This is a genomic window from Mesorhizobium sp. C264A (genome assembly GCF_040324515.1).
Classification (GTDB): Bacteria; Pseudomonadota; Alphaproteobacteria; order Rhizobiales; family Rhizobiaceae; genus Mesorhizobium.
Window position 1 is genome coordinate 3004896 of record NZ_JAMYVY010000001.1, and the last position, 25779, is coordinate 3030674.

Annotated in this window: 24 protein-coding genes and 2 pseudogenes; 17 read left to right on the forward strand and 9 right to left on the reverse strand. The window is 64.0% G+C overall.

The annotated features are described in order from the left end of the window. Positions 1-12 precede the first annotated feature (12 nt). The 4 genes from pdxA (at position 13) to NKL04_RS14885 (ending at position 2582) form a co-directional block, all read left to right on the forward strand. Entirely contained in the window at positions 13-1041 is a 1029-nt protein-coding gene (pdxA, locus tag NKL04_RS14870) for a 4-hydroxythreonine-4-phosphate dehydrogenase PdxA (RefSeq protein ID WP_023702948.1), read from the forward strand. Positions 1042-1066: 25 nt separating this feature from the next. Then, positions 1067-1906, forward strand: coding sequence for a 16S rRNA (adenine(1518)-N(6)/adenine(1519)-N(6))-dimethyltransferase RsmA (rsmA, locus tag NKL04_RS14875; protein ID WP_023695595.1), 840 nt, complete (start codon positions 1067-1069; stop codon positions 1904-1906). 68 nt (positions 1907-1974) lie between these two features. Beyond that, positions 1975-2280, forward strand: a complete 306-nt coding sequence (locus tag NKL04_RS14880) for a type II toxin-antitoxin system RelB/DinJ family antitoxin (RefSeq protein ID WP_023689109.1) — start codon at positions 1975-1977, stop codon at positions 2278-2280. Further along, on the forward strand, positions 2277-2582 hold the full coding sequence (locus NKL04_RS14885; protein WP_502903340.1) for a type II toxin-antitoxin system RelE/ParE family toxin: 306 nt from the start codon (positions 2277-2279) through the stop codon (positions 2580-2582). The genes NKL04_RS14880 and NKL04_RS14885 overlap by 4 nt, the downstream gene beginning before the upstream one ends. Before the next feature lie 19 nt (positions 2583-2601). Here NKL04_RS14885 and gmk read toward each other — a convergent pair whose 3' ends face one another. The 7 genes from gmk to fabD all read right to left on the reverse strand — a co-directional run bounded on the left by gmk (position 2602) and on the right by fabD (position 9374). Further along, positions 2602-3276: a guanylate kinase gene (gene gmk, locus NKL04_RS14890; protein ID WP_023672729.1), complete on the reverse strand. Its 675-nt coding sequence runs from the start codon at positions 3274-3276 to the stop codon at positions 2602-2604. A gap of 6 nt (positions 3277-3282) precedes the next feature. Continuing rightward, on the reverse strand, positions 3283-4173 hold the full coding sequence (locus NKL04_RS14895) for a YicC/YloC family endoribonuclease (protein ID WP_023695597.1): 891 nt from the start codon (positions 4171-4173) through the stop codon (positions 3283-3285). 262 nt (positions 4174-4435) lie between these two features. Continuing rightward, on the reverse strand, positions 4436-5671 hold the full coding sequence (mltG, locus tag NKL04_RS14900) for an endolytic transglycosylase MltG (protein ID WP_023702950.1): 1236 nt from the start codon (positions 5669-5671) through the stop codon (positions 4436-4438). Positions 5672-5873: 202 nt separating this feature from the next. Further along, the gene (gene fabF / locus NKL04_RS14905; protein WP_023702951.1) at positions 5874-7136 is read right to left on the reverse strand and encodes a beta-ketoacyl-ACP synthase II; all 1263 of its coding nucleotides are present in this window, start codon (positions 7134-7136) and stop codon (positions 5874-5876) included. Positions 7137-7170: 34 nt separating this feature from the next. After that, entirely contained in the window at positions 7171-7407 is a 237-nt protein-coding gene (locus tag NKL04_RS14910; RefSeq protein ID WP_006203723.1) for an acyl carrier protein, read from the reverse strand. A 221-nt stretch (positions 7408-7628) separates the two neighbouring features. Then, positions 7629-8366, reverse strand: a complete 738-nt coding sequence (gene fabG, locus NKL04_RS14915; protein WP_023685686.1) for a 3-oxoacyl-[acyl-carrier-protein] reductase — start codon at positions 8364-8366, stop codon at positions 7629-7631. 60 nt (positions 8367-8426) lie between these two features. Further along, positions 8427-9374: an ACP S-malonyltransferase gene (gene fabD / locus NKL04_RS14920; protein WP_023695599.1), complete on the reverse strand. Its 948-nt coding sequence runs from the start codon at positions 9372-9374 to the stop codon at positions 8427-8429. A gap of 277 nt (positions 9375-9651) precedes the next feature. On the opposite strand from fabD, the gene NKL04_RS14925 reads away from it, so the two are divergent. The 13 genes and pseudogenes from NKL04_RS14925 (at position 9652) to NKL04_RS14985 (ending at position 23669) form a co-directional block, all read left to right on the forward strand. Further along, the gene (locus NKL04_RS14925) at positions 9652-11580 is read left to right on the forward strand and encodes an LTA synthase family protein (RefSeq protein WP_023695600.1); all 1929 of its coding nucleotides are present in this window, start codon (positions 9652-9654) and stop codon (positions 11578-11580) included. Positions 11581-11892: 312 nt separating this feature from the next. Next, positions 11893-12393, forward strand: coding sequence for a 30S ribosomal protein S6 (gene rpsF, locus NKL04_RS14930; RefSeq protein WP_023672722.1), 501 nt, complete (start codon positions 11893-11895; stop codon positions 12391-12393). After that, the gene (gene rpsR / locus NKL04_RS14935; protein WP_006203718.1) at positions 12393-12641 is read left to right on the forward strand and encodes a 30S ribosomal protein S18; all 249 of its coding nucleotides are present in this window, start codon (positions 12393-12395) and stop codon (positions 12639-12641) included. Before rpsF ends, rpsR begins: the two co-directional genes overlap by 1 nt. 267 nt (positions 12642-12908) lie before the next feature. Beyond that, a complete protein-coding gene (rplI, locus tag NKL04_RS14940) occupies positions 12909-13496 on the forward strand; it encodes a 50S ribosomal protein L9 (RefSeq protein ID WP_023672721.1) in 588 nt (195 codons plus the stop codon). A gap of 186 nt (positions 13497-13682) precedes the next feature. After that, positions 13683-15032: a cyclopropane fatty acid synthase gene (locus NKL04_RS14945; protein ID WP_023672720.1), complete on the forward strand. Its 1350-nt coding sequence runs from the start codon at positions 13683-13685 to the stop codon at positions 15030-15032. Between the two features lie 158 nt (positions 15033-15190). After that, positions 15191-16168, forward strand: a complete 978-nt coding sequence (locus NKL04_RS14950) for a small ribosomal subunit Rsm22 family protein (protein ID WP_023672718.1) — start codon at positions 15191-15193, stop codon at positions 16166-16168. A 221-nt stretch (positions 16169-16389) separates the two neighbouring features. Beyond that, the gene (locus NKL04_RS14955; protein WP_023672717.1) at positions 16390-17883 is read left to right on the forward strand and encodes a replicative DNA helicase; all 1494 of its coding nucleotides are present in this window, start codon (positions 16390-16392) and stop codon (positions 17881-17883) included. 230 nt (positions 17884-18113) lie between these two features. Next, positions 18114-19516: pseudogene (gene radA, locus NKL04_RS14960) on the forward strand (DNA repair protein RadA). A gap of 48 nt (positions 19517-19564) precedes the next feature. Then, positions 19565-20229: pseudogene (locus NKL04_RS14965) on the forward strand (CvpA family protein). A 108-nt stretch (positions 20230-20337) separates the two neighbouring features. After that, positions 20338-21819: an amidophosphoribosyltransferase gene (gene purF / locus NKL04_RS14970; protein ID WP_023672714.1), complete on the forward strand. Its 1482-nt coding sequence runs from the start codon at positions 20338-20340 to the stop codon at positions 21817-21819. 30 nt (positions 21820-21849) lie between these two features. Further along, the gene (locus tag NKL04_RS14975; protein ID WP_023702953.1) at positions 21850-22605 is read left to right on the forward strand and encodes an SDR family NAD(P)-dependent oxidoreductase; all 756 of its coding nucleotides are present in this window, start codon (positions 21850-21852) and stop codon (positions 22603-22605) included. Positions 22606-22682: 77 nt separating this feature from the next. Next, positions 22683-23312 (forward strand): hypothetical protein, encoded by a 630-nt coding sequence (locus tag NKL04_RS14980; protein ID WP_023693974.1) that lies wholly within the window; start codon positions 22683-22685, stop codon positions 23310-23312. A gap of 135 nt (positions 23313-23447) precedes the next feature. Then, a complete protein-coding gene (locus tag NKL04_RS14985) occupies positions 23448-23669 on the forward strand; it encodes a hypothetical protein (protein ID WP_023689120.1) in 222 nt (73 codons plus the stop codon). 204 nt (positions 23670-23873) lie between these two features. On the opposite strand, the gene NKL04_RS14990 is transcribed toward NKL04_RS14985, so the two are convergent. Both NKL04_RS14990 and NKL04_RS14995 read right to left on the reverse strand, forming a co-directional pair. Continuing rightward, positions 23874-24956: a transposase gene (locus NKL04_RS14990; protein ID WP_023701472.1), complete on the reverse strand. Its 1083-nt coding sequence runs from the start codon at positions 24954-24956 to the stop codon at positions 23874-23876. 196 nt (positions 24957-25152) lie between these two features. Continuing rightward, positions 25153-25659, reverse strand: a complete 507-nt coding sequence (locus NKL04_RS14995) for an OsmC family protein (protein ID WP_023702954.1) — start codon at positions 25657-25659, stop codon at positions 25153-25155. Positions 25660-25779 lie beyond the last annotated feature (120 nt).

The following is a 25779-nucleotide window of genomic DNA, read 5'->3' on the forward strand; positions in this document are numbered from 1 at the left end:
ACCGGCCCAGCCGTGCGTGAGACAGAGCTTCCGCTGGCGCTGAGCGTCGGCGATCCATCCGGCGTCGGTCCGGAAATCGCCATTGCCGCGTGGCAGAGCGCCCGCGGTTCCGGTGCCGCGCCCTTCTATCTTCTCGCCGATCCGGCGCTGATTGCCGCGCGGGCGCGCCGGCTCGGCGCGGCGGTGGCAATCGCCGAGACGGTGCCGGCCCAAGCGGCTGGTGTCTTTCAACACGCCTTGCCCGTGGTGCCGCTGGCGGCCCACTTCGCCGACGATCCCGGCCGGCCCGACCCGGCCAATGCCGCCGGTATCATCGAGGCCATCGATCGCGCCGTCGCCGACTGCCTTGCCGGTCACGCGGCCGCGGTCGTCACCTGTCCGATCGCGAAGAAGCCGCTTTACGATGCCGGCTTCGGCTTTCCCGGTCACACCGAATATCTGGCGCATCTGGCCTCGCTCCACACCGGCGGCACGGTGACGCCGGTGATGCTGCTCGCCGGCCCCGAATTGCGCACCGTTCCGGTCACCATCCACATCGCGCTGGCCGAGGTGCCGAAGACGCTGACGACGGAGCTGATCGTTGCCATCGCGCGCATCACCGCCGGCGATCTTGCACGCCGTTTCGGCATCGCCAGGCCGAGGCTCGCGCTTGCCGGCCTCAATCCGCATGCCGGCGAAAGCGGCGCCATGGGAACAGAGGACGAGCGCATCATTCGTCCTGCGGTCGACATGTTGCGGGCGCAAGGCATCGATGCCTTCGGGCCGCTGCCGGCCGATACGATGTTTCATGCGCGCGCCCGCGCCGGCTATGACGTGGCGATCTGCATGTATCACGACCAGGCGTTGATCCCGGCCAAGGCGCTGGCCTTCGACGAGGCGGTCAACGTCACACTCGGCCTGCCGTTCATCCGCACCTCGCCCGATCACGGCACAGCCTTCGACATCGCCGGCAAGGGCATCGCACGTCCCGACAGCCTGATCGCGGCGCTGAAGCTGGCCCGCCGGCTGGCCGATACCGGCGCAAAGCCCGCAGTTGCATGAGCCAAAAATCATGAGCCCAAAATTCATGAGCATTGACGGGCTGCCGCCGCTGCGCGAGGTGATCGAGCGCCATGGACTGCAGGCAAAGAAGGCGCTTGGCCAGAATTTCCTGCTCGACCTCAATTTGACCGGCAAGATCGCGCGGGTAGCCGGCGACCTCAGCGACAGCACGGTCATCGAGGTCGGCCCCGGCCCCGGCGGGCTGACCAGGGCGCTGCTCTCTGCCGGTGCCCGTCGCGTTGTCGCCATCGAGCGCGACGAACGCTGCCTTGCCGCCTTGGCCGAGGTCTCCAACCACTATCCGGGCCGGCTCGAGGTGATCAGCGGCGACGCGTTGAAGACGGATTTTGCCACTCTTGCCAAAGCCGCGTCACAAGGCAGCGGCCCCGTGAGGATTGCCGCCAACCTGCCCTACAATATCGGCACCGAGCTGTTGATCCGTTGGCTGACCGTGGCGGACTGGCCACCCTTCTATCAATCGATGACGCTGATGTTCCAGCGCGAGGTGGCCGAGCGCATTGTCGCCGGTGCCGGCAGCGATGCTTATGGCCGGCTCGGCGTCCTGGCGGGCTGGCGGACCGAGGCGAGGATCGCCTTCGACGTGCCGCCGCAAGCGTTCACGCCGCCACCCAAGGTAACGTCCTCGGTGGTGCATCTGGTGCCGCGCGCCAGCCCTTTGTCAACCGACGTGAAAAAACTCGGTCGCGTCACCGAAGCCGCTTTCGGCCAGCGCCGGAAAATGCTGCGGCAGAGCGTGAAGAGCCTGGGTGGCGAGGCACTGCTGACGCGCGCCGGCATCGATCCGACCCGGCGTGCGGAGACGCTCAGCGTCGAGGAATTCGTGCGGCTGACAAACGCGGTTTGACCGGCGGCACTGGCGCGGCCTAGCAATCGTCATTCAAACGAATTGCATTGACGTCGAAGGAGATTGCCATGCCAGCAAATGCACTGGTCCAGACGCGTATCGACGCCGACATCCGGGATCGAGCTTCGGCGGTGCTCGAAAGCATGGGGCTGACGGTCTCGGATGCGGTGCGGATATTGCTCACCCGAACCGCCAACGAGGGTGCGCTGCCCATCGATCTCGTCACAAACAACGAGGCGTATGATTTATGGTTTCGCGCCAAGGTTCGCGAAGCGCTCGACGACACCCGACCAGACATTCCTGATGATCAAGTCGAGGCGCATTTTGCCGAGAGACGCGCCGCGGCGCGGCGTTCGGGTGAACCTAAATCTTGAAGATCGTCTGGTCGCCATTCGCGCTTTCAGATCGCGACGGCATCTTCGCGCATATCGAGGCCGACAATCCTGCGGCCGCGATCGCCACCGATGAGCGGATCGTCGCCGCAATCAACCGTCTTCGGACTTCCCCAAAGCGGCCGGATCGGCAGGCGTGCAGGGACACGAGAGATCGTCATCGTCGGCACGCCATATGTCGCGGCCTATCAGCTGACCAACAGCACGATTCGAATCCCGCGCGTGCTTCACGGAGCGCTGCGTTGGCCGGACGATCTGCCAGGCAGATGATGCGGCTAATTTAGATTGCCAGCGGTGGACGAGCTACTCAGTCTTCTCGTCCAGCAACCCCGAGACGAAATCGAACAGCCCGGGCCGCCGGTCGCGCCGCAGCCTTTCCGCCGTCACGATGCCACGCACTTCGGCGAAGGCGCGGTCGAGATCGTCGTTGACGATGACAAAGTCATATTCCTTCCAGTGCTCGATCTCGTTGCGGGCGTTCTTCAGCCTGGTCTCGATCACGTGCTCCTGGTCCTCGGCGCGGCGCTTGAGGCGCGACTTCAATTCCTTCATCGACGGCGGCAGGATGAAGATCGAGACGATGTCGGCGCGCATCTTCTCCTTGAGCTGCTGGGCGCCTTGCCAGTCGATGTCGAAGAGCATGTCACGGCCCTGCGCCAGCGCCAGTTCGGCCGGCTCGCGCGGCGTCGCGTAGCAATTGCCGTGCACCTCGGCCCATTCGAGCAACGCGTCGGAATCGCGCAGCCGCTCGAACTCGCGCGTGGTGCGGAAGTGATAGTGGACGCCCTCGATCTCCGAGCCGCGGCGTGGCCTGGTGGTGACCGAGACCGATAATTCCAGGCTGCCGTCGCTTTCCAGCAGGTTGCGCGCGATCGTCGACTTGCCGGCGCCCGACGGCGACGACAGGACCAGCATCAGCCCGCGGCGGCGAATGCGGGATCCGAGATCCCTGGCAACCATCGGCTCCTTGCCACCCATTCGGGTTTACTCCAGATTCTGGACCTGTTCGCGAAACTGGTCGACCACCGCCTTCAGTTCCAGCCCGATGGCGGTGACAGTGGCGGCGTTCGACTTGGAACACAGCGTATTCGATTCGCGGTTGAATTCCTGCGCCAGAAAATCGAGCTTGCGGCCGATGGCGCCGCCATTTGCCAGCAGCGCTCTGCCCGACGCCACATGCGTCTTCAGCCGGTCGATCTCTTCACGGATATCGGCCTTGGTAGCCAGGAACGCCGCTTCCATGTGCAGCCGGCCGGCATCGAGATTGGCCGACGCATCCATCAGCAGCCGCACCTGTTCGGCGATCCGCTCGCGGATTGCCGCCGGCTCGCGCGACGGGTCGGCCTCGGCTTGAAGCGTCAACGCCTCGATGGCGTCGATATGGCCGGAAAGCAGCGAACGCAGCGCTTCGCCCTCGCTCTGGCGTGCCTGCTCGAGGCCTGTAAGCGCCGTTTCCAGCGCCGACAGGATTGACGCGTCGAGTGCTGCCCGCACCTCCTCGGTTTCGCTGGTTTCAGGGATATCGAGCACGCCGCGCAGGGAAAGCAGACCGTCGGCAGTTGCCGGACCAACACCGAACTGGTCCTGCAGCCGCTTGGCCAAGCCCGCCAGATCCCTGAGGAAGGCTTCGTTGACCACTGGCTGCGCCTGCTGGCCGGCGGCGCGGCCGACGGTCAGCGTCGCCTGGAAATTGCCACGCGAAAAGCGCTTCTGCAGCGTCTGCCGCACAGTCGGTTCGAGCCGCTCGAAACCTTGCGGCAGCCGCAACCTGACCTCGACGCTCTTGCCGTTGACCGACTTGACCTCCCAGGCGATCGAGGCGCCGTCATGTTCGGCAACAGTGCGTGCAAATCCGGTCATGCTCTGCAAATTCATGATGCGGCTCGTGTCTCCCTGATGGTCCGATTCTAACAATTGCGCATGCGTTCGATATCACGGGCAGCGCGAATGTCAGAATCGCAATACCGGCAAGATGTTGATTTCCGCTGTCGTTTCGATCTCGCAGGGCTGAAATCGAGATTCAGAGGCACCCGAGCAAGACCGAAAACGCTTCGAACCCCGCTACTCGTTCAAAGCAGCAGCGCGTCCGCCTCTGTCCGCGTCGCTTAAGGTCGATCCGTCTGAAAGCGCCGGCCTGCTACTGGGCGGCACCCGTATCGCCGGCATCGCCACTTGCGTCACCGTTGTCGTCGCCATCCGCCGGCGCATCGGTCTGGCCCGGAGTCTTGGCGCCCTTGGCGGCGTCTTCAGCCTGCTTCTTCTGCAGTGCCCGGTAGCGGGCAACGTTCTCATTGTGCTCGGCAAGCGTGGTGGCAAAGACGTGGCCGCCGGTGCCGTCGGCGACGAAATAGAGATCATCGGTCTTCGACGGGTTGGCGACGGCTTCGAGCGCGGCGCGGCCGGGATTGGCGATCGGCGTCGGCGGCAGGCCATTGATCAGATAGGTGTTGTAAGGCGTCTGTTTCTGGATGTCAGATTGATAAATCGGCCGGTCGGCGGGTTTGCCCTTGCCGCCGAACAGGCCGTAAATGATGGTCGGATCGGATTGCAGCCGCATGCCCTTGGCCAGACGGTTGAGGAAGACGGCGGCAACGCGCGAGCGCTCGTCGCCCCGGCCGGTTTCCTTTTCGACGATCGAGGCCAAGGTGACGAAGTCGTCGACATTGGCCAGAGGCAGGTCGGGCGCGCGCCGCTGCCAGACCTCGTCGACCAGCTTCTTCTGGTCGGCGAGCAGCTTGTCGACCATCTGTTGGCGCGTGGCGCCGCGGGTAAAGCGCAGCGTGTCGGTGGCGAGGCTGCCCTCAGCCGGCTTGGCGGCCGGCATGTCGCCGGTCAGCGCATCCTGCTCGGCGATGCGCTGCAGCGCCTGCTCGACCGTCAGGCCCTCGGGAATGGTCAGCGAATACATCACCGATTTGCCGCTCTTCAGAAGCTCCATGATGTCGCGCATGGAGGCGCGCGGCTTTATCTCGTATTCGCCTGCCTTCAGCGCTGAATCATTGCCATAGACCCGCACGGCGATGCGGAAGATGCGGGCATCGCTGATCAGCCCACGCCGTTCGAGCTGGTCGGCAATATCCTGGACGCCGGTGCTCGGCTTGACCAGGAAGGTGTCGCCGGCCACCGACGGGCCCGGTTCGTTGAATGCCTGCTTGCCGAAATAGAGCGAAACGCCGGCGGCGAGGATCATCAACATCACCGCGGAGATGACGAAGTTCATGAACACCACGACTTGGCTGCGCGAGGCGCGCGAGCGCTTTGGTGGTGGTGTGCCGGCTTCCGGGCGCAAAGCTTCGGCCGCGGTCTTCGGCACGATCGGGCCGGTCTGCTGGTTTTGTCCGAATTGTCCGCTGCCGCCCGGATTGGTGTTCATTAGCGCCCTACCATCTGATCTCTTAGAGCGACCATGCGCCCGATTGGACGCACAGCGTGCCCTAACATTTCAAGCCTACGCATCGTGCTTTTAAAAAAAGCGCCTTCGGTTTCAGGCCGATGCGACGAATCCCCAGCGGCAGAGTAGGCTTGAATATGGCAAAATTGACGACAGACCGCTGGCGCGCCGGTCGATACCGCAATCAGCCTGTATAACGCTGGAATACCAGCGAAGCGTTGGTGCCGCCGAAGCCGAAGGAGTTGGACAGCGCCACGTCGACCTGGCGATGCCGTGGCGTGTTCGGAACAAGATCGATCGCGGTTTCGCGTTCCGGGTTGTCAAGATTGATGGTGGCTGGCGCGATGTTGTCTCTGATAGCGAGGATCGAAAAGATCGCCTCGGCGGCACCCGCCGCACCCAGGAGATGGCCGATCGACGACTTGGTCGACGACATCGAGATTTTCGAGGCGGCGTTGCCGACCAGCCGCTCGACGGCGCCGAGTTCGATCGTGTCGGCCATGGTCGAGGTGCCGTGCGCGTTGATGTAGTCGACGTCGGCGGGCGTCAGCTTGGCCCGGTTCAGCGCCGCCGTCATGCATCGGAAGGCGCCGTCGCCGTCTTCGGCCGGTGCAGTGATGTGATAGGCATCGCCGGTCAGGCCGTAGCCGGTGACCTCGGCATAGATCTTGGCGCCGCGCGCCTTGGCGTGTTCGAGTTCTTCCAGCACGACGACCCCGGCGCCCTCGCCCATGACGAAGCCGTCACGGTCGCGGTCATAGGGACGCGAGGCCTTCTCAGGCGTGTCATTGCGGTCGGTGGACAGTGCCCGGCAAGCAGCGAAGCCGGCAAGCGATAGTCTGGTCACCGGCGATTCCGCGCCGCCGGCCAGCATCACGTCGGCATCGCCGAAGATGATCAGCCGGGCGGCATCGCCAATGGCGTGCGCGCCGGTCGAGCAGGCGGTGACGACGGCGTGGTTGGGGCCTTTCAGCCCATGCCGGATCGATACCTGGCCAGATACCAGGTTGATAATGTTGCCGGGAATGAAGAATGGACTGATACGGCGCGGTCCGCGCTCTTTCAGGATGATAGCGTTCTCGGCGATGCCCTCGAGGCCGCCAATGCCGGAGCCGATCATGACGCCGGTGGCGCAGCGCTCGGCTTCGGTGCTGGGCTCCCAGCCGGAATCCTTCAGCGCTTCGTCGGCGGCCGCAATCCCGTAAAGGATGAAGTCGCCGATCTTGCGCAGTTCCTTGGGCTCGAGCACGGCTTCGGGATTGAGCGTGCCGTTGGTGCCGTCACCGCGCGGAATGACGTGGGCGATCTTGCAGGCAAGATCTCCCACTTCGAACTCGGTGACGCGCTTGGCGGCGCTGCGGCCGGTCAGAAGTTCCTTCCAGCTGTGCTCGAAGCCCATGCCGAACGGCGAAACCAGGCCAAGGCCCGTGACGACGACACGCCTCATCGCAGGTCCTCCCCGGTGATGACTGCGGATAGTGTCAGGCTGAAGCCTTGTCGATGTACTTCACGGCATCGCCGACGGTCAGGATGGTCTCGGCCGCATCGTCCGGAATCTCGACGCCGAACTCTTCTTCGAAGGCCATGACGAGTTCGACCGTGTCGAGGCTGTCCGCGCCCAGATCATCGATGAAGCTCGCCTGCTCCGTCACCTTGTCGGCATCGACGCCAAGATGTTCGATGACGATCTTCTTGACGCGCTCTGCGGTGTCACTCATTTGGGGCATCCTCGTCTTTTGTTTGTCTGTCTTCGTTAGCGGGCAGAATGCCGCTAATCAAGCTGAAAGATGGTCCTGCCGGAAACGCAACGATGCCGGACCGGTTTTTGCCCGAACCGCCGGGTTGCGGGCCGCATTACACGAAAAATGGCTGAGGTCCAAGGCGAAATGGTCTCTTTTCACAAGCCGGCCATGTCTTCTTATCACCCGGCAATATCCTGTCAGATCATGGCCATGCCACCGTTGACATGGATGGTCTGGCCGGTGACGTAGGCTGCCTCGTTGGAGGCGAGATAGGCGACGGCCGACGCCACTTCAACACTCGTGCCCATGCGGCGCGTCGGGATCGCGGCCATTATCGCGTCTTTCTGCTTGTCGTTGAGCTTGTCGGTCATGGCCGATTCGATAAAGCCCGGGGCGACGCAGTTGACGGTGATGTTGCGGGTGGCGATCTCCTGCGCCAGCGACTTGGAAAAGCCGATCATGCCGGCCTTGGAGGCGCAATAATTGGTCTGGCCAGGATTGCCGGTGACGCCGACCACCGAGGTGATGTTGATGATGCGGCCATGGCGGCGGCGCATCATCGGATGGGTCAGCTCGCGGGTCAGCCGGAACACGGCGGTGAGGTTCACCTCCAGCACGCTGTCCCAATCCGCGTCCGCCATGCGCACGAACAGGCCGTCCTTGGTGATGCCGGCATTGTTGACCAGTATGTCGACGCCTTCGAGTTCGGCTTCGGCCTTCTGGCCAAGCGCCTTGACCTCGTCACGGTCGGCAAGATTGGCCGGGAACAGCTTTACCCGGTCGCCGAGTTCGCCGGCCAGGGTCTCCAGTTTCTCGATGCGGGTGCCGTGCAGGCCGACAATGGCGCCTTGCGCATGCAGCACCCGGGCAATCGCCTCGCCAATGCCGCCCGATGCGCCGGTGACGAGCGCCTTGCGGCCGGTCAGTTCGAACATTTTCGTCTCCTGATCTTAAGAGAACACCCTTCCCACGGGAGGGGTTGAATCGCCAGTGGATTATGCAAGCGCGGCCAGCGCCGCCTCGACTTCGGCCGGCGTGCCGACGGCCGATGTGGCGATGTCGCGGTTGATCCGCCGCGCCAGGCCGGAAAGCACCTTGCCGGCGCCGATCTCATAGAGCGTGGCGACGCCATTGGCGCCGAACCACTCCACCGTTTCGCGCCAGCGCACGCGCCCGGTGATCTGCTCGACCAGGCGGCGCGCGATCTCGTCGGGGTCGCTGGTCGGGGCTACAGTGACGTTGGAGACGACGGGCACGACCGGTGCATTCTTGGTCACGCCGGCCAGCGCCTCGCGCATGACATCGGCCGCCGGCGCCATCAGCGCCGAATGGAAGGGTGCGGAGACCTGCAGCATCAGCGCCCGCTTGGCGCCCTTTTCGGTGCACAGTTTCGCGGCGAGTTCCACCGCCGCCCTGGCGCCGGAGATCACCAGCTGGCCGCCGCCATTGTCGTTGGCGATCTGGCAGACCTTGCCGGATCCCGTTGCGGCCTCGGTGCAAGCGGCTTCGACGTCGGGCTGTTCCAGTCCGATGATCGCCGCCATGGCGCCCTCGCCGGCCGGCACCGCCGCCTGCATGGCGTTGCCGCGGATGCGCAGCAGCCGGGCAGCATCGGCGACCGAAACGAAACCGGCCGCGGCAAGGGCGGAATATTCGCCGAGCGAATGACCGGCAACGTAGGCAACCTTGTCCTTCAGCGAAAAGCCGCGCGCTTCCAGCGAGCGGATTCCCGCCAGCGAGACCGCCATCAGCGCCGGCTGGGCATTGGCAGTCAGGGTCAGCGCCTCTTCCGGGCCTTCCCAGATCAGTTTCGACAGCTTTTCGCCCAGCGCATCATCGACTTCCTCGAACACCCTGCGTGCCTCGGGGAAGGCGTCGGCGAGGTCCTTGCCCATGCCGACAGCCTGGCTGCCCTGTCCCGGAAAGGTGAATGCGACGGCCATTTGGGCGCTCTCCAGCGGCTGATTTTTACTGCCTGTGACGCAAGGCGGACCGCCAAGTCAAGCCCGGAGGGGGTATTTCGGCTCTCGCTTGAACCGGAGCTGACCCCGAGTCCCTGTTCCCAAAGGCTTTTTGCCGATCACACCTGATGAAAACCGCTCACGAATCGTTTGCTGGCTCTTCTTATTTTCGCCACAGGCGCTAGCTTTTGCATGACAGTTCTATGACAGAACGGTGGCGCGAGTGGAAATACGCGTTGCTTGGGCCGGGGGAAGAGACGTGGCTAGGATCAGGAAGGGCGCGGCCGTACCCGCGCCACAGTTCTTGGAAGACGATCCGTCCACCGGCTACCTGCCGGGGCGCAGATGGCCGGTCATCCGCTACGGTCTGGTCACGCTGCTTGCCTCCGCCATCCTGGTGTTCGCCATCGAATGGATCGTGCGCGGCGACTTCTTCGGCACGGTCGACTTCTTCCTGCAGCCATTCAAGCCGGGCTGGACCACCATCATTGTCTTTGCATTGGTGCTGATGGGACTGGACGCCGTGCTTGGCCGCAGTCACCAGAGCCTGATGATCGTGGCGCCGCTGACGCTGGCGCTGGCCTTTGTCGGGCATCAGAAGTCGCATTATCTCGGCGATCCGCTCTACCCAACCGATTTTCTTTATTCGCGCCAGATCATGGCACTGATGCCGCTCCTGGTGCGCGAACGGCCTTGGACGGCGCTCGCCATGGCGGTCGGCATCGTCGCCGGCCTGTCGCTGCTGATCTATGGCTGGCGGTTGTGGCGCCGCAAGGTTCCGATCCTCAGCCGCAAAGGGCGGCTGGCGCGGCTGACGCTGGCAGTGCCGCTGCTCGCCTTCTTCGTCTCAATCATGGACTACGCCACCTTCTCGTGGACCCGCGACCGGCTGCAGATCATCCCGATCATGTGGGACCAGAAGGAGAACTACGCCTCCAACGGGTTTGCGCTGGCCTTCGCGCTCAACGTGCCGATGGCGCATGTCTCGGCGCCGGCGGGCTATTCCGACAAGGCGATCGACGCGATCGACAGGCCTGCTGTGGCGGCCTCGGTACCGGATGAGAAACCCGACATCATCGTGGTGATGAGCGAATCTTTCTGGGATCCGACCAAGCTGCCCGGCGTCACAATCACGCCTGACCCGATCCCCAATGTGCGGGCGCTGCGTTCCGGCTATATGTTTTCGCCGGAATTCGGCGGCATGACCGCCAACATCGAATTCGAGGCGCTGACCGGCTTTTCCAATGCCTTCCTGCCGGCGGGCTCGATCCCCTACCAGCAATATGTGCGCACACCGACGCCGTCGCTGGCGACCTTCCTGAAAAGCGAGGGATACCGGGCGCGCGCCATCCATCCGGGCACCAACTGGTTCTGGAACAGGGGCGCCGTCTATGCCGATTTCGGCTTCAACGATTTCCGCTCGGAAGAGACGCTGCCGCCACTGGAAAAGCGCGGGCCGCTGGCTTCCGATGCGTCGATGACCGACGAGATCATCGCAGAGGCCGACGCCAGCGAGCGGCCGGTGTTCTTCTTCGCCGTCAGCCTGCAGAACCACGGTCCCTACGAGCCGTACCGCTATTACAATCCGACCCACAAGGTCGCGGCACCGATCAGCACATGGGCGCGGGAATCGCTGCTCAGCTACGCCGAAGGCTCCGCCGATGCCGACCGTGGCCTCGAACGATTGATCGAATGGGCGAAGAAGCGCGAGCGGCCGACGGTCATCGCCTTCTTCGGCGACCATCTGCCGCCGCTCGGCCCCGTCTATGTCGAAACCGGTTACCTGAAGGACAATGTCGCGCCGCGCAAGGAACCGACGCCGGAGGCGGCACTGGAGCATCATCAGACGCCGCTGGTCATCTGGTCTAACCGCACCGGTCCGGCGCAGGATATGGGCGCGGTGAGCCCGGCCTTCCTGCCCTACCACATCCTGACAACGGCCGGGATCACGCACCCCTACTACACCGGCTTCCTGGGCGCGCTGCGCGAACGCTATCGCGTCGTCGACCGCAATCTGCTTTTGACACCGTCAGGTGAGGCCACGCCGGACTGGGCGCGGCAGAAGGACGTTGATCCGGCGATCAACGACTTCCGCCTGCTGCAATACGACATGATGTTCGGCAAGCGTAAGGCGGCTCCGGACTTCTTCCCCGAAACGATCAACGGTGGTACCCCGCATACGAGTTGATGCCTGGTATTTTTCCAACCCTGCGACGCCAGGACGCTGTCCGGAGCATGCGTTACCCTTGCCTTCCAGCCAATTTGCTTTATAGACGCCCGCAATCTGCCGGTCCTTGCTGGGGGCTGAACGGAGGGCCGGAGGTTTTACCCAAAACCTTCGTGTGAAGCCAGAAGCGCTTCCGCCTCCCGTGTCTCCGCTCTCGACCGTCTCGAAATGCTCCTTTCTTCCCCGCCCCCTCGGGATCAGCGGGTCAGAGAAGTTGCAGAGGCTTTTGCCGCGAGGATCCGGGAGAGAAACGAAGAAAGGCACTGAACCACTATGGCTCTATACGAACATGTGTTCCTTGCCCGGCAGGACCTCTCGCAGCAGCAGGTCGATGCGCTTGTCGAACAGTACAAGGGCGTCATCTCCGCAAATGGCGGGTCCGTCGGCCGGGTCGAGAACTGGGGACTGAAGTCCCTCACCTACCGGGTCAACAAGAACCGGAAGGCTTACTACACGCTTATGGACCTCAACTGCCCGCCGGCAGCGCTCAACGAGATGGAGCGCCAGATGGGCCTGTCCGAGGACGTGCTGCGTTTCCTGACCGTCAAGGTCGAGGCGCATGAGGAAGGCCCGTCGGCCATGATGCAGAAGCGCGAAGAGCGCTCGGAACGCGGCGGCTTCGGCGACCGCGACCGTGGCGATCGTGGTCCGCGCTCGTTCGGCGACCGTGATCGCGGCGACCGTGGCGATCGTCCGCCGCGCTCATTTGGCGATGCCGGTGGCGATCGTGGTCCGCGCCGTCCGCGCGAAGGCGTTGAAGGAGGTGCAGAATAATGGTCGACATCAATCAGATCCCGACCCGGCGCCCGTTCCATCGCCGCCGCAAGACCTGCCCGTTCTCTGGCGCCAATGCGCCCAAGATCGACTACAAGGACGTGCGTCTTCTGCAGCGCTACATTTCCGAGCGCGGCAAGATCGTGCCGTCGCGCATCACCGCCGTCAGCCAGAAGAAGCAGCGCGAACTCGCCAAGGCGATCAAGCGCGCCCGCTTCCTCGGCCTGCTGCCCTACGTGGTTCGCTAAGATCTCCGAAGCAGGCGGTTCGCCGCCTGCTTCCTTCTCCCACGGCGACGGGCGCCGCAGGGGTAATTTGATGATGCATGTCGTTGTCCCAAAACCGGGCCCACTCTTGGCGACGTGCATTGAAATCCCGAGTTGAGGTGAAAAGCCTCTAACTGCCGCGACAGGCAGGACAGCGACACCGGCGCCAAGGCGCTCAGAGCTTCCTGACCTGTTCCATTCAATTCGGCGCCGATCCCGCGGTCGGTGCCCAGACGAAGGAACAAGACCATGCAAGTGATTCTTCTCGAACGCGTTTCCCGCCTCGGCCAGATGGGCGATACCGTCAAGGTCAAGGACGGCTTTGCCCGCAACTTCCTCTTGCCGCAGGGCAAGGCGCTGCGCGCCAACGAAGCCAACAAGAAGAAGTTCGAAGGGCAGCGCGCGCAGCTCGAAGCGCGCAACCTCGAGCGCAAGTCGGAAGCCAGCCAGGTTGCCGAAAAGCTCGACGGCAAGAGCTTCATCGCCGTGCGTTCCGCAGGCGAGACCGGCCAGCTCTACGGTTCGGTGTCGACCCGCGACATCGCCGACCTGCTGACCGCCGAAGGGTTCTCGGTCAACCGCAACCAGATCCAGCTCAACCAGCCGATCAAGACCATCGGCGTCACCAATGTGGCGATTGCGCTGCATCCGGAAGTCGAGGTCACCATCAGCCTCAACATCGCCCGCACGGCCGACGAAGCCGAGCGCCAGGCCAAGGGCGAGACGCTGACCACCGCCGAAGCCATCTATGGCGACGACATCAACGACAACGCACGGCCGGAGAACTTCTTCGACCCGAACACCGAGTTCGAAGGCGGCGAAGAAGACAACGCCTGATCCCGCACGGGGCCTGATCGGGAAGCGAGGGGAGCAGCGCTCCAATCACTTCCTCGTCATCCAGCCTTTCTGGACCAATGCCCGGGCCTCTCGCCCGGGCATTTTTGTGCCAAATGGAACTTTTCGAACCCCTATATATTGTTGCAGAATTGGTCCGCCAGTCTGACCGTGAGGGGACATTTGGTGATGAATATTCTGTTGAAGCGCGTTCTCGACCGCCTGGTGCGTACGGGCAATCTGAAAGTCACCGGGCCGAAGGGCTCGACAGTGGTTTTCGGCGACGGCAGCGGCGAGCCGGTGCATATGCACATCAAGACCGCGCATGCCGAGCGCGCCATTACCTTCGATCCGATGCTGGCCGTGCCGGAAGCCTATATGGACGGCGAACTCGACATCATCGAGGGCGGCGTACTGGGTATGATGCGCATCGCCTTCCAGAACATGGGCAGCGGCGGTATCGACGCCACCTGGTCGAAGGCCATCGAGGGTCTGCGCCACGCCTTTCGCCGCCTGCAGCAGATCAACACCGCATCACGGGCGCGCCGCAACGTGCAGCGCCACTATGATTTGTCGGGTGACCTCTACCGGCTCTTCCTCGACGACGACATGCAGTATTCCTGCGCCTATTTCGAACAGCCGGACATGACGCTCGACGAGGCGCAGATGGCCAAGAAACGCCATATCGCCGCCAAGCTCAGGCTGAAGGCCGGCCAGACCGTGCTCGATATTGGCTCCGGCTGGGGTGGGCTCGGCCTCTATCTCGCCAAGGCTTTCGATGTCGACGTCCAAGGCGTGACGCTGTCGACCGAGCAGCACGGCGTCGCCACCGACCGGGCGCATGCGCAAGGCTTGCAGGACCGCGTGCATTTCGACCTCAAGGACTACCGCGAACTCAACGAACGCTTCGACCGCATCGTCTCGGTCGGCATGTTCGAGCATGTCGGCGTCAACCACTTCCGCACCTTCTTCGACAAGTCGGCGACGCTGTTGAAGCCCGACGGCGTCATGCTCTTGCACACGATCGGCCGCTCCGGCGTGCCGTGGGCGACCAGCGCCTTTATCCGCAAGTACATTTTTCCGGGCGGCTACATTCCCTCGCTGTCGGAGGTGATGCCGGCGATCGAGAAGTCGGGGCTTGTGGTCACCGACATCGAGATTCTGCGGCTGCACTATGCCGATACGCTGAAGCATTGGGGCCAGCGCTTTGCCGCCAACCGGGACAAGGCCAAGGCCATCTACGACGAGCGCTTCTGCAGGATGTGGGAGTTCTATCTGGCGGCTTCGGAAGCCGCCTTCCGCTGGCAGGATCTGGTGATCTTCCAGATCCAGATCGCCAAGAAGAACGACACGCTGCCGATGACGCGCGACTACATGGCCAAATGTGAAAAGGCGCTCGAAATGCGCGAAATGGGGCATCGTCAGGAGGCGGCGGCCGCCGAGCCTGCTGTCGCCAGGTCCGTGCCTGCCAGGTCCGTTGCTGTCAGGTCCGTTGCGGCCAAGCCAGCGCGCCGTCGCAAGGTGGCGGATCGCGAATAACGCCTCGATTGCGTATTGCCGCTTGCCATCGACGGCTCTGACACTGAAAAAGGTCTCGTTCTCGCGAGACCTTTTTTAATGATCTGCCTGCCCACCATCGCCACCACCCTTGTCGAGTTCGCCGGCGCCTCGGTGCTCTCGCCACGCGGAGCCTGAGCGTGGAACTCCCCGCTTCGCTGCGACAAGGCGTCGAGCGCCTGCTCGAAACGACACCGCTGGCGGTGCTGCGCCAGGCGGCGAAGACGCTGTCTGACCGCTACCGCGCCGAATTGCGCGACGGCCGCCCGCACATGGCCGAAGAGATGGCGGTAAAAGCCTATCTGGCGACGCGGCTGCCGGCGACCTACGCGGCGGTACGGGCCGGTCTCGACGAACTCGCCTATGCGCGGCCCGATTTCCAGCCAACGAGCTTGCTCGATGTCGGCGCCGGTCCTGGCACGGTGCTTTGGGCCACTACAGATCTGTGGCCCGACCTCGAAGAGGCGGTTCTGGTTGAAGCAAGCGCCGCGGTGCGCAAGGTTGGCCAGTCGCTCGCCCTTGATACCATCGCCACCAGGATGGACTGGCGGGCCGGCGACGTGACCATCGACCTTGCCGATCTCAAGCCTGCCGACCTCGTCACCTGCGCCTATGTGCTGGACGAGATCGCGCCGGCATCGCTGCCGAAGCTTGTCGTCCGGCTCTGGCATTTGACCGGCGACACACTGCTGATCGTGGAGCCCGGCACGCCGGCAGGCTGGCAGCGCATCCTGGCAGTGCGCAGGCAATTGCTGGAGGCCGGGGCGCATGTGCTGGCGCCTTGTCCGCATGAGGCGCCCTGCCCGCTTGAGCCGCCCGACTGGTGCCATTTTTCGCGCCGCGTCGCCCGCTCGCGCCTTCATCGCCTGGCCAAAGACGCGGACGTGCCGTGGGAGGACGAGAAATTCATCTACGTCGCGGCGTCGCGGCAACCCGCGCCTGTACATCCGCCCCGCGTGATTGCGCCGCCGAAATCGGGCTCCGGCAAGGTGCTGCTCAAACTGTGCCAGCCGGATGGCGGCGCCGGCGAGACACTTTTCACCAAGCGCGAGGGCGAGCTGTTCAAGGCAGCGCGGCGGCTGGACTGGGGCGATACATTGGACGGAAGAAGCGGGTAATCACCGAGATTGTTCTTGCTCTGTTCCAACGACTCGGATAGAAGTCAGCGCCTTTCTGAGTCAACCGGAATCGGGGCGCGGAAACACTCTTCTGTGGACGGTTTGCCGCCCCTGTGAACAACGGGGCATCGAGGTTGATTGGTCGTGCGGTGATGCAGAAAGGTCAGCACCGATTTATCTCGTTCTGATATCGAGAAGCCGGGATCAAAATCGGGGACATCATGGCAGAGGCAGCGCGAAAATTCGGCGTGGCGGAGCAGCAACCGCTTTATCGTGAAGCGCCGAACAACATCGAGGCCGAGCAGGCGCTGCTCGGCGCCATCCTCGTCAACAACGATGCCTTCTACCGCGTCTCCGACTTCCTCAAGGCCGGCCATTTCTACGAGCCGCTGCACCGGAAAATCTTCGAGGTCGCAGCCGAGCTCATCCGCATGGGCAAGGTGGCGACGCCGATCACGCTGAAAACCTTCCTGCCGGCCGACGAGAAGGTCGGCGACATGACGGTGGCGCAATATGTGGTTCGTCTGGCGGTCGAAGCCGTCACCGTCGTCAACGCCACCGATTATGGCCGCGCCATCTACGATCTGGCCACGCGCCGGGCACTGATTACCGTCGGCGAGGACATGGTCAACATCGCCTATGACGCGCCGGTCGACATGGCGCCGTCCGAACAGATCGAGGATGCCGAGCGGCGGCTGTTCGAACTGGCCGAAACCGGCCGTTACGACGGCGGCTTCGAGAGCTTCACCGACGCGGTCAAGACCGCCGTCGACATGGCCAACGCCGCCTATATGCGCGACGGCCATTTGTCGGGCCTCGCCACCGGCATGCGCGATCTCGACCGCCGCATGGGTGGCCTGCAGGCGTCGGATCTGATCATCATTGCCGGCCGTCCGGGCATGGGCAAGACGTCGCTCGCCACCAACATCGCCTTCAACATCGCCGAGATGTATGAGCCGGCGCAGCAGGCCGACGGCTCGTTCAAGGCAGCCAATGGAGGCGTCGTCGGCTTCTTCTCGCTGGAAATGTCGTCCGAGCAGCTCGCCACCCGCATCATTTCCGAACAGACGGAAATTTCGTCGTCAAAGATCCGCCGCGGCGAGATTTCGGAGATGGATTTCGAAAAGCTGGTCGCCTGCTCGCAGACCATGCAGAAGATCCCGCTGTTCATCGACCAGACCGGCGGTATCTCGATCGCGCAGCTGTCGGCGCGGGCGCGGCGGCTGAAGCGTCAGCGCGGCCTCGACCTCATCGTCATCGACTATATCCAGCTGATGCAGGGATCGAGCGCGAAGTCCTCACAGAACCGGGTGCAGGAAATCACCGAGATCACCACCGGCCTCAAGGCGCTGGCCAAGGAACTCTCCGTTCCGATCATCGCGCTGTCGCAGCTGTCGCGTCAGGTCGAAAGCCGCGAAGACAAACGCCCGCAGCTGTCCGATCTTCGCGAATCCGGCTCGATCGAGCAGGACGCCGACGTGGTGATGTTCGTCTACCGCGAGGAATATTATCTGAAGAACCGCGAACCGAAGCCCGGCACCGACGAATACATCAAGTGGGAACACGAGATGAACGAGATGCGCGGCAAGGCCGAAGTCATCGTCGCCAAGCAGCGCCACGGCCCGACAGGTTCGGTGAGCCTCGCCTTCCATGGCGAGTTCACACGGTTTTCCGACCTCGCCGAAGAGCATCATATTGCGGAGAGGTTCGAGTAGCTTTTTGGCCTACCGCAGCGCTCCGTCACACCCCCCTCTGGCCTGCCGGCCATCTCCCCCGCAAGGGGGGAGATCAGCAGCTTTGCGAATGGCGCTCATCTTGCGACGTTGGGGATTGGCGAAAGCAGCGACGATAGCCAATCTCCCCCCTTGCGGGGGAGATGTCCGGCAGGACAGAGGGGGGTGTGCAAGATCACCCTCCTTCGGTCATTTGCAGGCAGCATCACTCCATGGCTAAATCGCGCGTCCAGTTCATCTGCCAGAATTGCGGGTCGGTGCATCAGCGCTGGGCCGGCAAATGCGATGCCTGCGGCGAGTGGAACACACTCGTCGAGGAAGGCACGTCCGGCGGCATCGGCTCGGGACCGGCCAACACGCGCAATGCGCGCAAGGGCCGCGCCGTGGTGCTGACCAGCCTGTCCGGTGACATCGAGGATGCGCCGCGGATCATCTCCGGCATTGGCGAACTCGACCGCGCCACCGGCGGCGGTTTCGTGCGCGGCTCGGCGCTGCTGGTCGGCGGCGATCCCGGCATCGGCAAGTCGACGCTGCTTACCCAGGCCGCAGCAGCATTGGCGTCAAAAGGCCACCGCATCGTCTATGTCTCGGGCGAAGAGGCTGTCGCGCAGATCCGGCTGCGGGCGCAGCGGCTTGGCGTCGCCGACACGCCGGTCGAACTTGCCGCGGAGACCAATGTCGAGGATATCCTGGCAACAATAGCCGACGGCAGAAGGCCGGACCTCGTCATCCTCGATTCCATCCAGACGCTGTGGACCGACATGGCCGACTCGGCGCCCGGCACCGTCACCCAGGTGCGCGCCTCGGCGCAAGCGATGATCCGCTACGCCAAATCCACCGGTGCTGCCATCGTGCTGGTCGGCCATGTCACCAAGGAAGGCCAGATCGCCGGTCCGCGCGTCGTCGAGCACATGGTCGACGCCGTTCTCTATTTCGAAGGCGAAGGCGGCCATCACTACCGCATCCTGCGCACGGTGAAGAACCGTTTTGGGCCGACTGACGAGATCGGCGTCTTCGAGATGTCGGACAAGGGCTTGCGCGAGGTCGCCAATCCGTCGGAGCTGTTCCTCGGCGAACGCCACGCAAAATCGCCGGGTGCCGCGGTATTTGCCGGCATGGAAGGGACACGTCCGGTGCTGGTCGAGATCCAGGCACTGGTGGCGCCGTCCACATTGGGCACGCCGCGCCGTGCCGTCGTCGGCTGGGACGGCGCACGGCTGTCGATGATCCTTGCCGTACTCGAAGCCCATTGCGGCGTGCGCTTCGGCACCCACGATGTCTACCTCAACGTCGCCGGCGGCTACCGGATTTCCGAGCCGGCGGCCGATCTGGCGGTTGCCGCTGCACTGGTTTCGTCGCTCACCGGTCTTGCCCTTCCCGCCGATTGCGTCTATTTCGGCGAAATCAGCCTGTCGGGCGCAGTGAGGCCGGTTGCGCATGCGCAGCAGCGCCTTAAAGAGGCCGAAAAGCTGGGTTTTGGAAGTGCGGTTCTGCCCTTGGGCAGCGAGGAGGTTGTCGGGGGATCGGGGCCGGCGCTTTCCAGCCGACCGAACTTGCCGATCTCGTCGCACGCATAGCCGGCTCACGGCGCAGCCGTGTCGACGTGGAAGATTGACGCGGCTCGCCCGAGCCGTGAAAAGACAATCTGAGTGGGGCGAAAGACATGCCGATTACGCTGCTGGACGGAATTCTCGTCGGCTTCACCCTGGTCTCGGCGATGCTCGCCATGGTTCGCGGCCTGTCACGCGAAATCCTGTCCGTCGTGTCCTGGCGGCTGCCGCCGCGGCGGCATTCTTCTTCTACAAGCCGGTGCTGCCTTACGTTCAGCCCTATGTCGAAAGCGACAAGATCGCCATGGCGGCATCCGCCGGCATCGTCTTCCTCATCGCGCTGATCGTCGTTTCCGTCATCACCATGAAGCTTGCCGACTGGATCATCGATTCCAGGATCGGCGCGCTCGACCGTACGCTGGGCTTCCTCTATGGCGCCGCGCGCGGCGTCCTCGTAGTCGCCGTGGCGCTACTGTTCTTCAACTGGCTGGCCGGCGCCAAGGCCCCTGCCTGGATCGCCAACGCCAAGTCGAAGCCGCTGCTCGAGACCATCGGCGCCAAGCTGGAAAGCCTGCTGCCCGAAGATCCGGAAAACGCCATCCTGAAGAAGCTCAATCCGAATCAGCCGGCAGCCGAGACGCCTCCGGCGGCCGATGCACCGGCGGCGGATGCTCCGGCAACCGGTGACGATACGCCGGCGCCCGACGACGAGACCGACGCTCCGGCCGATAACGCACCCGCGCCCGCTGCTCCGGCTCCGGCCGCGCCGGCAAACTGATACGGACGGATGGTGCCGGACAGGCGCCATCCCGGCAGTTCCGGCCTGACTACGTTGCTTTCGCGGCGCTATCGCACTATATGGCCATTTTAGCGGAGCTTGAGCCCCATGGCAGTTTCGAAGGCAGACGCGGACGACGTGCTTTCCGCCGAAGCAGACGATCATTTCCACGACGAATGCGGGGTGTTCGGCATTTTCGGCCGGCAGGACGCTGCGGCCATCGTAACGCTAGGCCTGCATGCGCTGCAGCATCGCGGCCAGGAAGCGGCCGGCATCGTCTCCTATGACGGCACGCAGTTCCATGTCGAACGCCATGTCGGCCTGATCGGCGACACCTTCACCAAGCAGCACGTCATCGACAGCCTGCAAGGCAACCGTGCCATCGGCCACACGCGCTATGCCACGACCGGCGGCGCCGGCATGCGCAACATCCAGCCCTTCTTCGCCGAACTCGCCGATGGCGGCTTTGCCGTCGCCCATAACGGCAATCTCACCAACGCCATGACCGTGCAGCGCGCGCTGCAGAAGCAGGGCGCGATCTTCTCGTCGACCTCCGACACCGAGACGCTGCTGCATCTCGTTGCCACCAGTAAGGAACGCGATTTGAATTCGCGCTTCATCGACGCCGTGCGTCAGGTCGAAGGCGCTTTCTCGCTGGTCGCGATGACCTCCAAGAAGATGATCGGCTGCCGCGATCCGCTCGGCATCCGCCCGCTGGTGCTCGGCGACCTGGACGGCGCCTGGATCCTGGCCTCCGAAACCTGCGCGCTCGACATTATCGGCGCCCGCTTCGTGCGCGACCTGAAGCCCGGCGAAATGGTCGTGGTGACCTCGAAGGGCATCGAGAGCCTGTTCCCCTTCGAGCCGCAGAAGACCCGCTTCTGCATCTTCGAATATGTCTATTTCGCCCGCCCGGACTCCTCGGTCGAAGGCCGCAATGTCTACGAAGTGCGCAAGCGTATCGGCGCCGAATTGGCGCAGGAAAGCCCGGTCGAGGCCGATATCGTCGTGCCGGTGCCGGATTCCGGCACGCCGGCGGCAATCGGCTTCTCCCAGGCGGCAGGCATCCCCTTCGAACTCGGTATCATCCGCAACCACTATGTCGGCCGAACCTTCATCCAGCCCGGCGATTCGATCCGCCATATGGGCGTCAAGCTCAAGCACAACGCCAACCGCCGGATGATCGAGGGCAAGCGCGTGGTGTTGGTCGACGATTCGATCGTGCGCGGCACCACCAGCCAGAAGATCGTGCAGATGGTGCGCGACGCCGGCGCCAAGGAAGTGCATATGCGCATCGCCTCGCCGCCGACCAGCGCGTCGTGCTTCTACGGCGTCGACACGCCGGAGAAGTCGAAGCTTTTGGCATCGCGCATGTCGATCGAGGAAATGGCCGAGTTCATCCGTGTCGATTCGCTCGGCTTCCTCACCATTGACGGGCTCTACCGCGCCGTCGGCGAAGCCAGCCGCGACAATGAGCAGCCGCAATTCTGCGACGCCTGTTTCACCGGCCAGTACCCGACCCGCCTGCTCGACTTCGAAGGCCACGACAATGTGCGCACGCTGTCGCTGCTGGCGAACAACGGGGCGTAAAGCCCAACTGCTATCCTTGAAAGCGCTCGCATGACCCTCGACCTCTCCGGCCGCGTCGCGGTCGTTACCGGCGCCTCGCGCGGCATCGGCTACTTCATCGCCAAGGAACTTGCCGCCGCCGGCGCGCATGTCATTGCGGTAGCCCGGACCGTCGGCGGGCTGGAAGAACTCGACGACCAGATCAAGGCCGAGCGCGCGAAAACCGGCAAGGGCGAAGCGACGTTGGTGCCTCTCGACCTCTCAGACATGGCCGGCATCGACCGGCTGGGCGGCGCCATTCACGAGCGCTGGGGCAAGCTCGACATTCTGGTGGCCAATGCCGGTGTGCTCGGCGTCATCTCGCCGATCGGCCATGTCGAGGCCAAAACCTTCGAGAAGGTTATGACCATCAATGTCACCTCGACCTGGCGGCTGATCCGCTCGGTCGACCCGCTGCTCAGGCTGTCCGACGCCGGCCGCGCCATTCTCATGTCGTCCGGGGCCGCGCATTCGGCGCGCGCCTTCTGGGCGCCCTATGCGGCGTCGAAGGCGGCTGTGGAAGCCATGACGCGTTCCTGGGCGCATGAGACGCAGAGCCTGGCGCTCCGCATCAATGCCGTCGACCCCGGCGCCACCCGCACCGCCATGCGTGCACAGGCCGCGCCCGGCGAGGATCCGGAAACGCTGCCGCACCCCTCAGAGGTGGCAAAACGCATCGTGCCGCTGGCGAGCCCCGAGCTGAAAGAGACGGGGCTGATCTTCCAGGTCAAGAACAACCGCTTCGTCGCCTACCGGCAGCCGGAATAAACCGGGTTGTAGCGGGATTAAACAGGCCTCCAGTTACGTTTCTTCGAATGTAGGACATTCGAAACCGGAGGACCGACATGCGTAGACTTCTTCTCGTTGCCGCCGCCGCGATTGCCGCCACAGCTGGCGTGGCGCTGGCGCAAGACGCCAAGATGAGTTTCTTCGTCACCAGCGTCGGTTCCGGCAAAGGCGCCGATCTCGGCGGTCTCAAGGGTGCCGACGCGCATTGCGCCTCGCTGGCGGAAGCGGCTGGGGTTACCGGCAAGGAATGGCACGCCTATCTCTCGAGCGCCAATGTCGATGCGCGCGACCGTATCGGCAAGGGTCCCTGGGTCAACGCCAAGGGCGAGAAGATTGCCGATGACGTCGCCTCGCTGCACAGCGACGCCAACGCCATCACCAAGCAGACGGCGCTCAACGAAAAGGGCGAGGTGGTCAACGGCCGCGGCGACAAGCCGAACCGGCACGACATATTGACCGGCTCGAAGCCCGACGGCACCAAGCTCGCCGACCAGACCTGCGGCGACTGGACCTTGAGCGGGGCGGAGGGCGCGGCGATGATGGGCCACCACGACCGCACCGGCCTTGACGAGTCGGCGGCGGCGAAATCCTGGAACTCCTCGCATGCCTCGCGCGGCGGCTGCAGCCAGGAGGCGCTGAAAGGCACCGGCGGCGACGGCCTGTTCTACTGCTTTGCCGCGAACTAAGCGGGCTCGGGAGCGGTTCTGTTCACGGGTCTGTGATGGTCCGGCGAGCCGCTCCCCCATCGCCCTGCTTTCGCCATCAGCCGGGAGTTGCTAGGGTCGACCCGACTCCGACACCCAGCAAAGCGAGGAATTCCCATGGCTGCTCCCAGCGTAGCATTGGTCTGGTACCTGGTGATCGCCGGCCCGCAAGGCGGCATGGTGGTGCTGCCCAGCACCTTCGACACCCGCGAACAGTGCACCAACGCCATCACCGAATATCAGAAGCAGCCGACGCCGGCCGGCTGGGCGGTGAACTGCGTGCCGAGCGCCTCGCCTTTCACCGATGAGGGTGATGCGGAAGAGCCGGCGGCGCAGTAGCGCAATCTCCCCCCTCGAGGCATAGGCGCTAAGATAGCTTTGGCATGGACTGAAATTTGCGCTTTCGTGGTGGTTCGCGCCAGCGATATCGCAAGGCATGGAGATTGTGGCGCAGGGCCGCCAAGGAAGGTTGAGTAAAGATGGTCGCGATCAGAGAGGCGACGATCTGGCGGGTTGCGCGCCACAGTAGCGGGCGCCCGTCGCTCAAGGGGGAGAGACACCCAACTCCTGCGAGAGGGGTTCGGTCACGAGCGCGATGAGGAAGTGGGCAAGGATCCAAGGCCTTGCGATCCTTGGGTCTTTGGCGGGAGGAGAGCGCAGCCCGATCAGGCTCTTCAGGCGCTTGAAGGCGAGTTCGATGCGCCAGCGCATGCGGTAGAGCTTGAGGACCGTATCGGCGGGAAACTCCTCCCGGTCAAGCGAGGTCACAAGCAGGACGAAGCCGGCCGCAATCAGCGTCTGCGGTTGAACCTTGTTGCCCTTGGCCCTGGCTTCCTTGTTGATTTTGCGCCGCGCTTCTTGTGCCGCGGCCTCGGATTTGCGCAAGGCGATCAGGCGCATCTTCACAGGCTCGCCCTTCTTGAGTGCCAGCCGGGCAGGCGTTTCGCAGACTTCCTCCCGGCAGTTCTCCAGGTAGCCGATGAGATCGAACGCCCTGCCGTTGGCGTCGAGCCATCGCGCGTTTTTCCACGACGCGCGCACAACAACATCGCCGCCTTGCGCCATCACCTTGGCGATCCGCTCGGCCTGCAGATAGGCGCGGTCACCGATGCGGATCTCGCCCGGCACCACCGGCACGCGGTCGATCAACTCGGCCTCGCTCTGGTCGGTGATCTCGATGAAGTCGAACTGCTCGCGCTCAAGCTCGAAGGCGCAGTGCATGCGCCAAAGACCATTGTTCTTCTTCTCATACGCACCGGCCTTGGCAACCGCTGTCGCATCGAGGATGCGAACCAGTCGGCCTTTGGCCAAACCTGCATCCTCGCGCTTCAAAAGGTGCCCAATCAACTGCTGCAGCCATGGTCCTGCATTGCGCAGCCGGCCAAGCAACGCCACGTCCGAAATGTCGGCTATCCCGCTCGCCGCCGCCCAGGCCACGACGCCCCGCATGCCAACCTTGCCAAGGCAGTAAGCCAGTGTCAGGCGCAACAGGTCGCTCGCCGACCTGACGCCGCGCGGGCGCAGGAACGCCTTCGTCTCGCGGGCACTTGCTGCGATCAACTCTTCGCCGCCCAGAAGCTCAATCGTCTCGGCCCAGCCGTCATCAACAAGCGATTCGTGTGTCATCGCAGTGTAGAATCACACCCGATTCCGCAGGGCAATACCTATCTTAGCGCCTATGCCCCTCGAGGGGAGATGGCCGGCAGGCCAGAGGGGGTCGCCTCGCGTAGAGTGCCAACCTCCTTCCGCACAAAGGGCGTCGCGTCCAGTCGGCCCGACCCCCTCTGTCGCCTTCGGCGACATCTCCCCTCAAGGGGGGAGATCAGGCGCGCGCCTTCACCGTCAGCTCCGGCTTGCTGTTGATGGTCTGGAAGACCACGCAATAGCGTTCCGTCAGCTTGATCAGCGCGTCGATGCGATCCTGCGGCTCATCCGTGTCGAGGTTGAAATTCAACCGGATGGCGCGAAAGCCCACGGGGGCGTCCTTGGCCACGCCCAGCGTGCCGCGAAAGTCGAGATCGCCTTCGGCCTCGACGGTGGCTGCGCCGAGTTTGAACTCTAGTGCGGTGGCCACCGCCTTCAGCGTCACCCCGGCGCACGCCACCAGCGCCTCGAGCAGCATGTCGCCCGAACACAATTCGAGCCCGGAACCGCCGGTCGCCGGATGCAGGCCGGCGACCGCCAGCGCCCTGCCCGTCTCGACCTTGCAGGCAATCGACTGGTCGTCGATGGAGCCTTTGGCGCGAAGCGTGATCAGCGCTCGCGAGGAATCGTCGCGATAAGCCTCCTTGATCGGTGCCTGCATGGCCTTGAGTGCGGTGGCGTCCATGTTGCATTCCTTTTCGAGTCCGTCGCGCTTTGATAGCACTGATATGCCAGCGAGACAGCGCCCCCCTCTGGCCCGGCCACCTCCCCACAGGGGGGAGATCTGCAGCTTCGCCGATGGCGC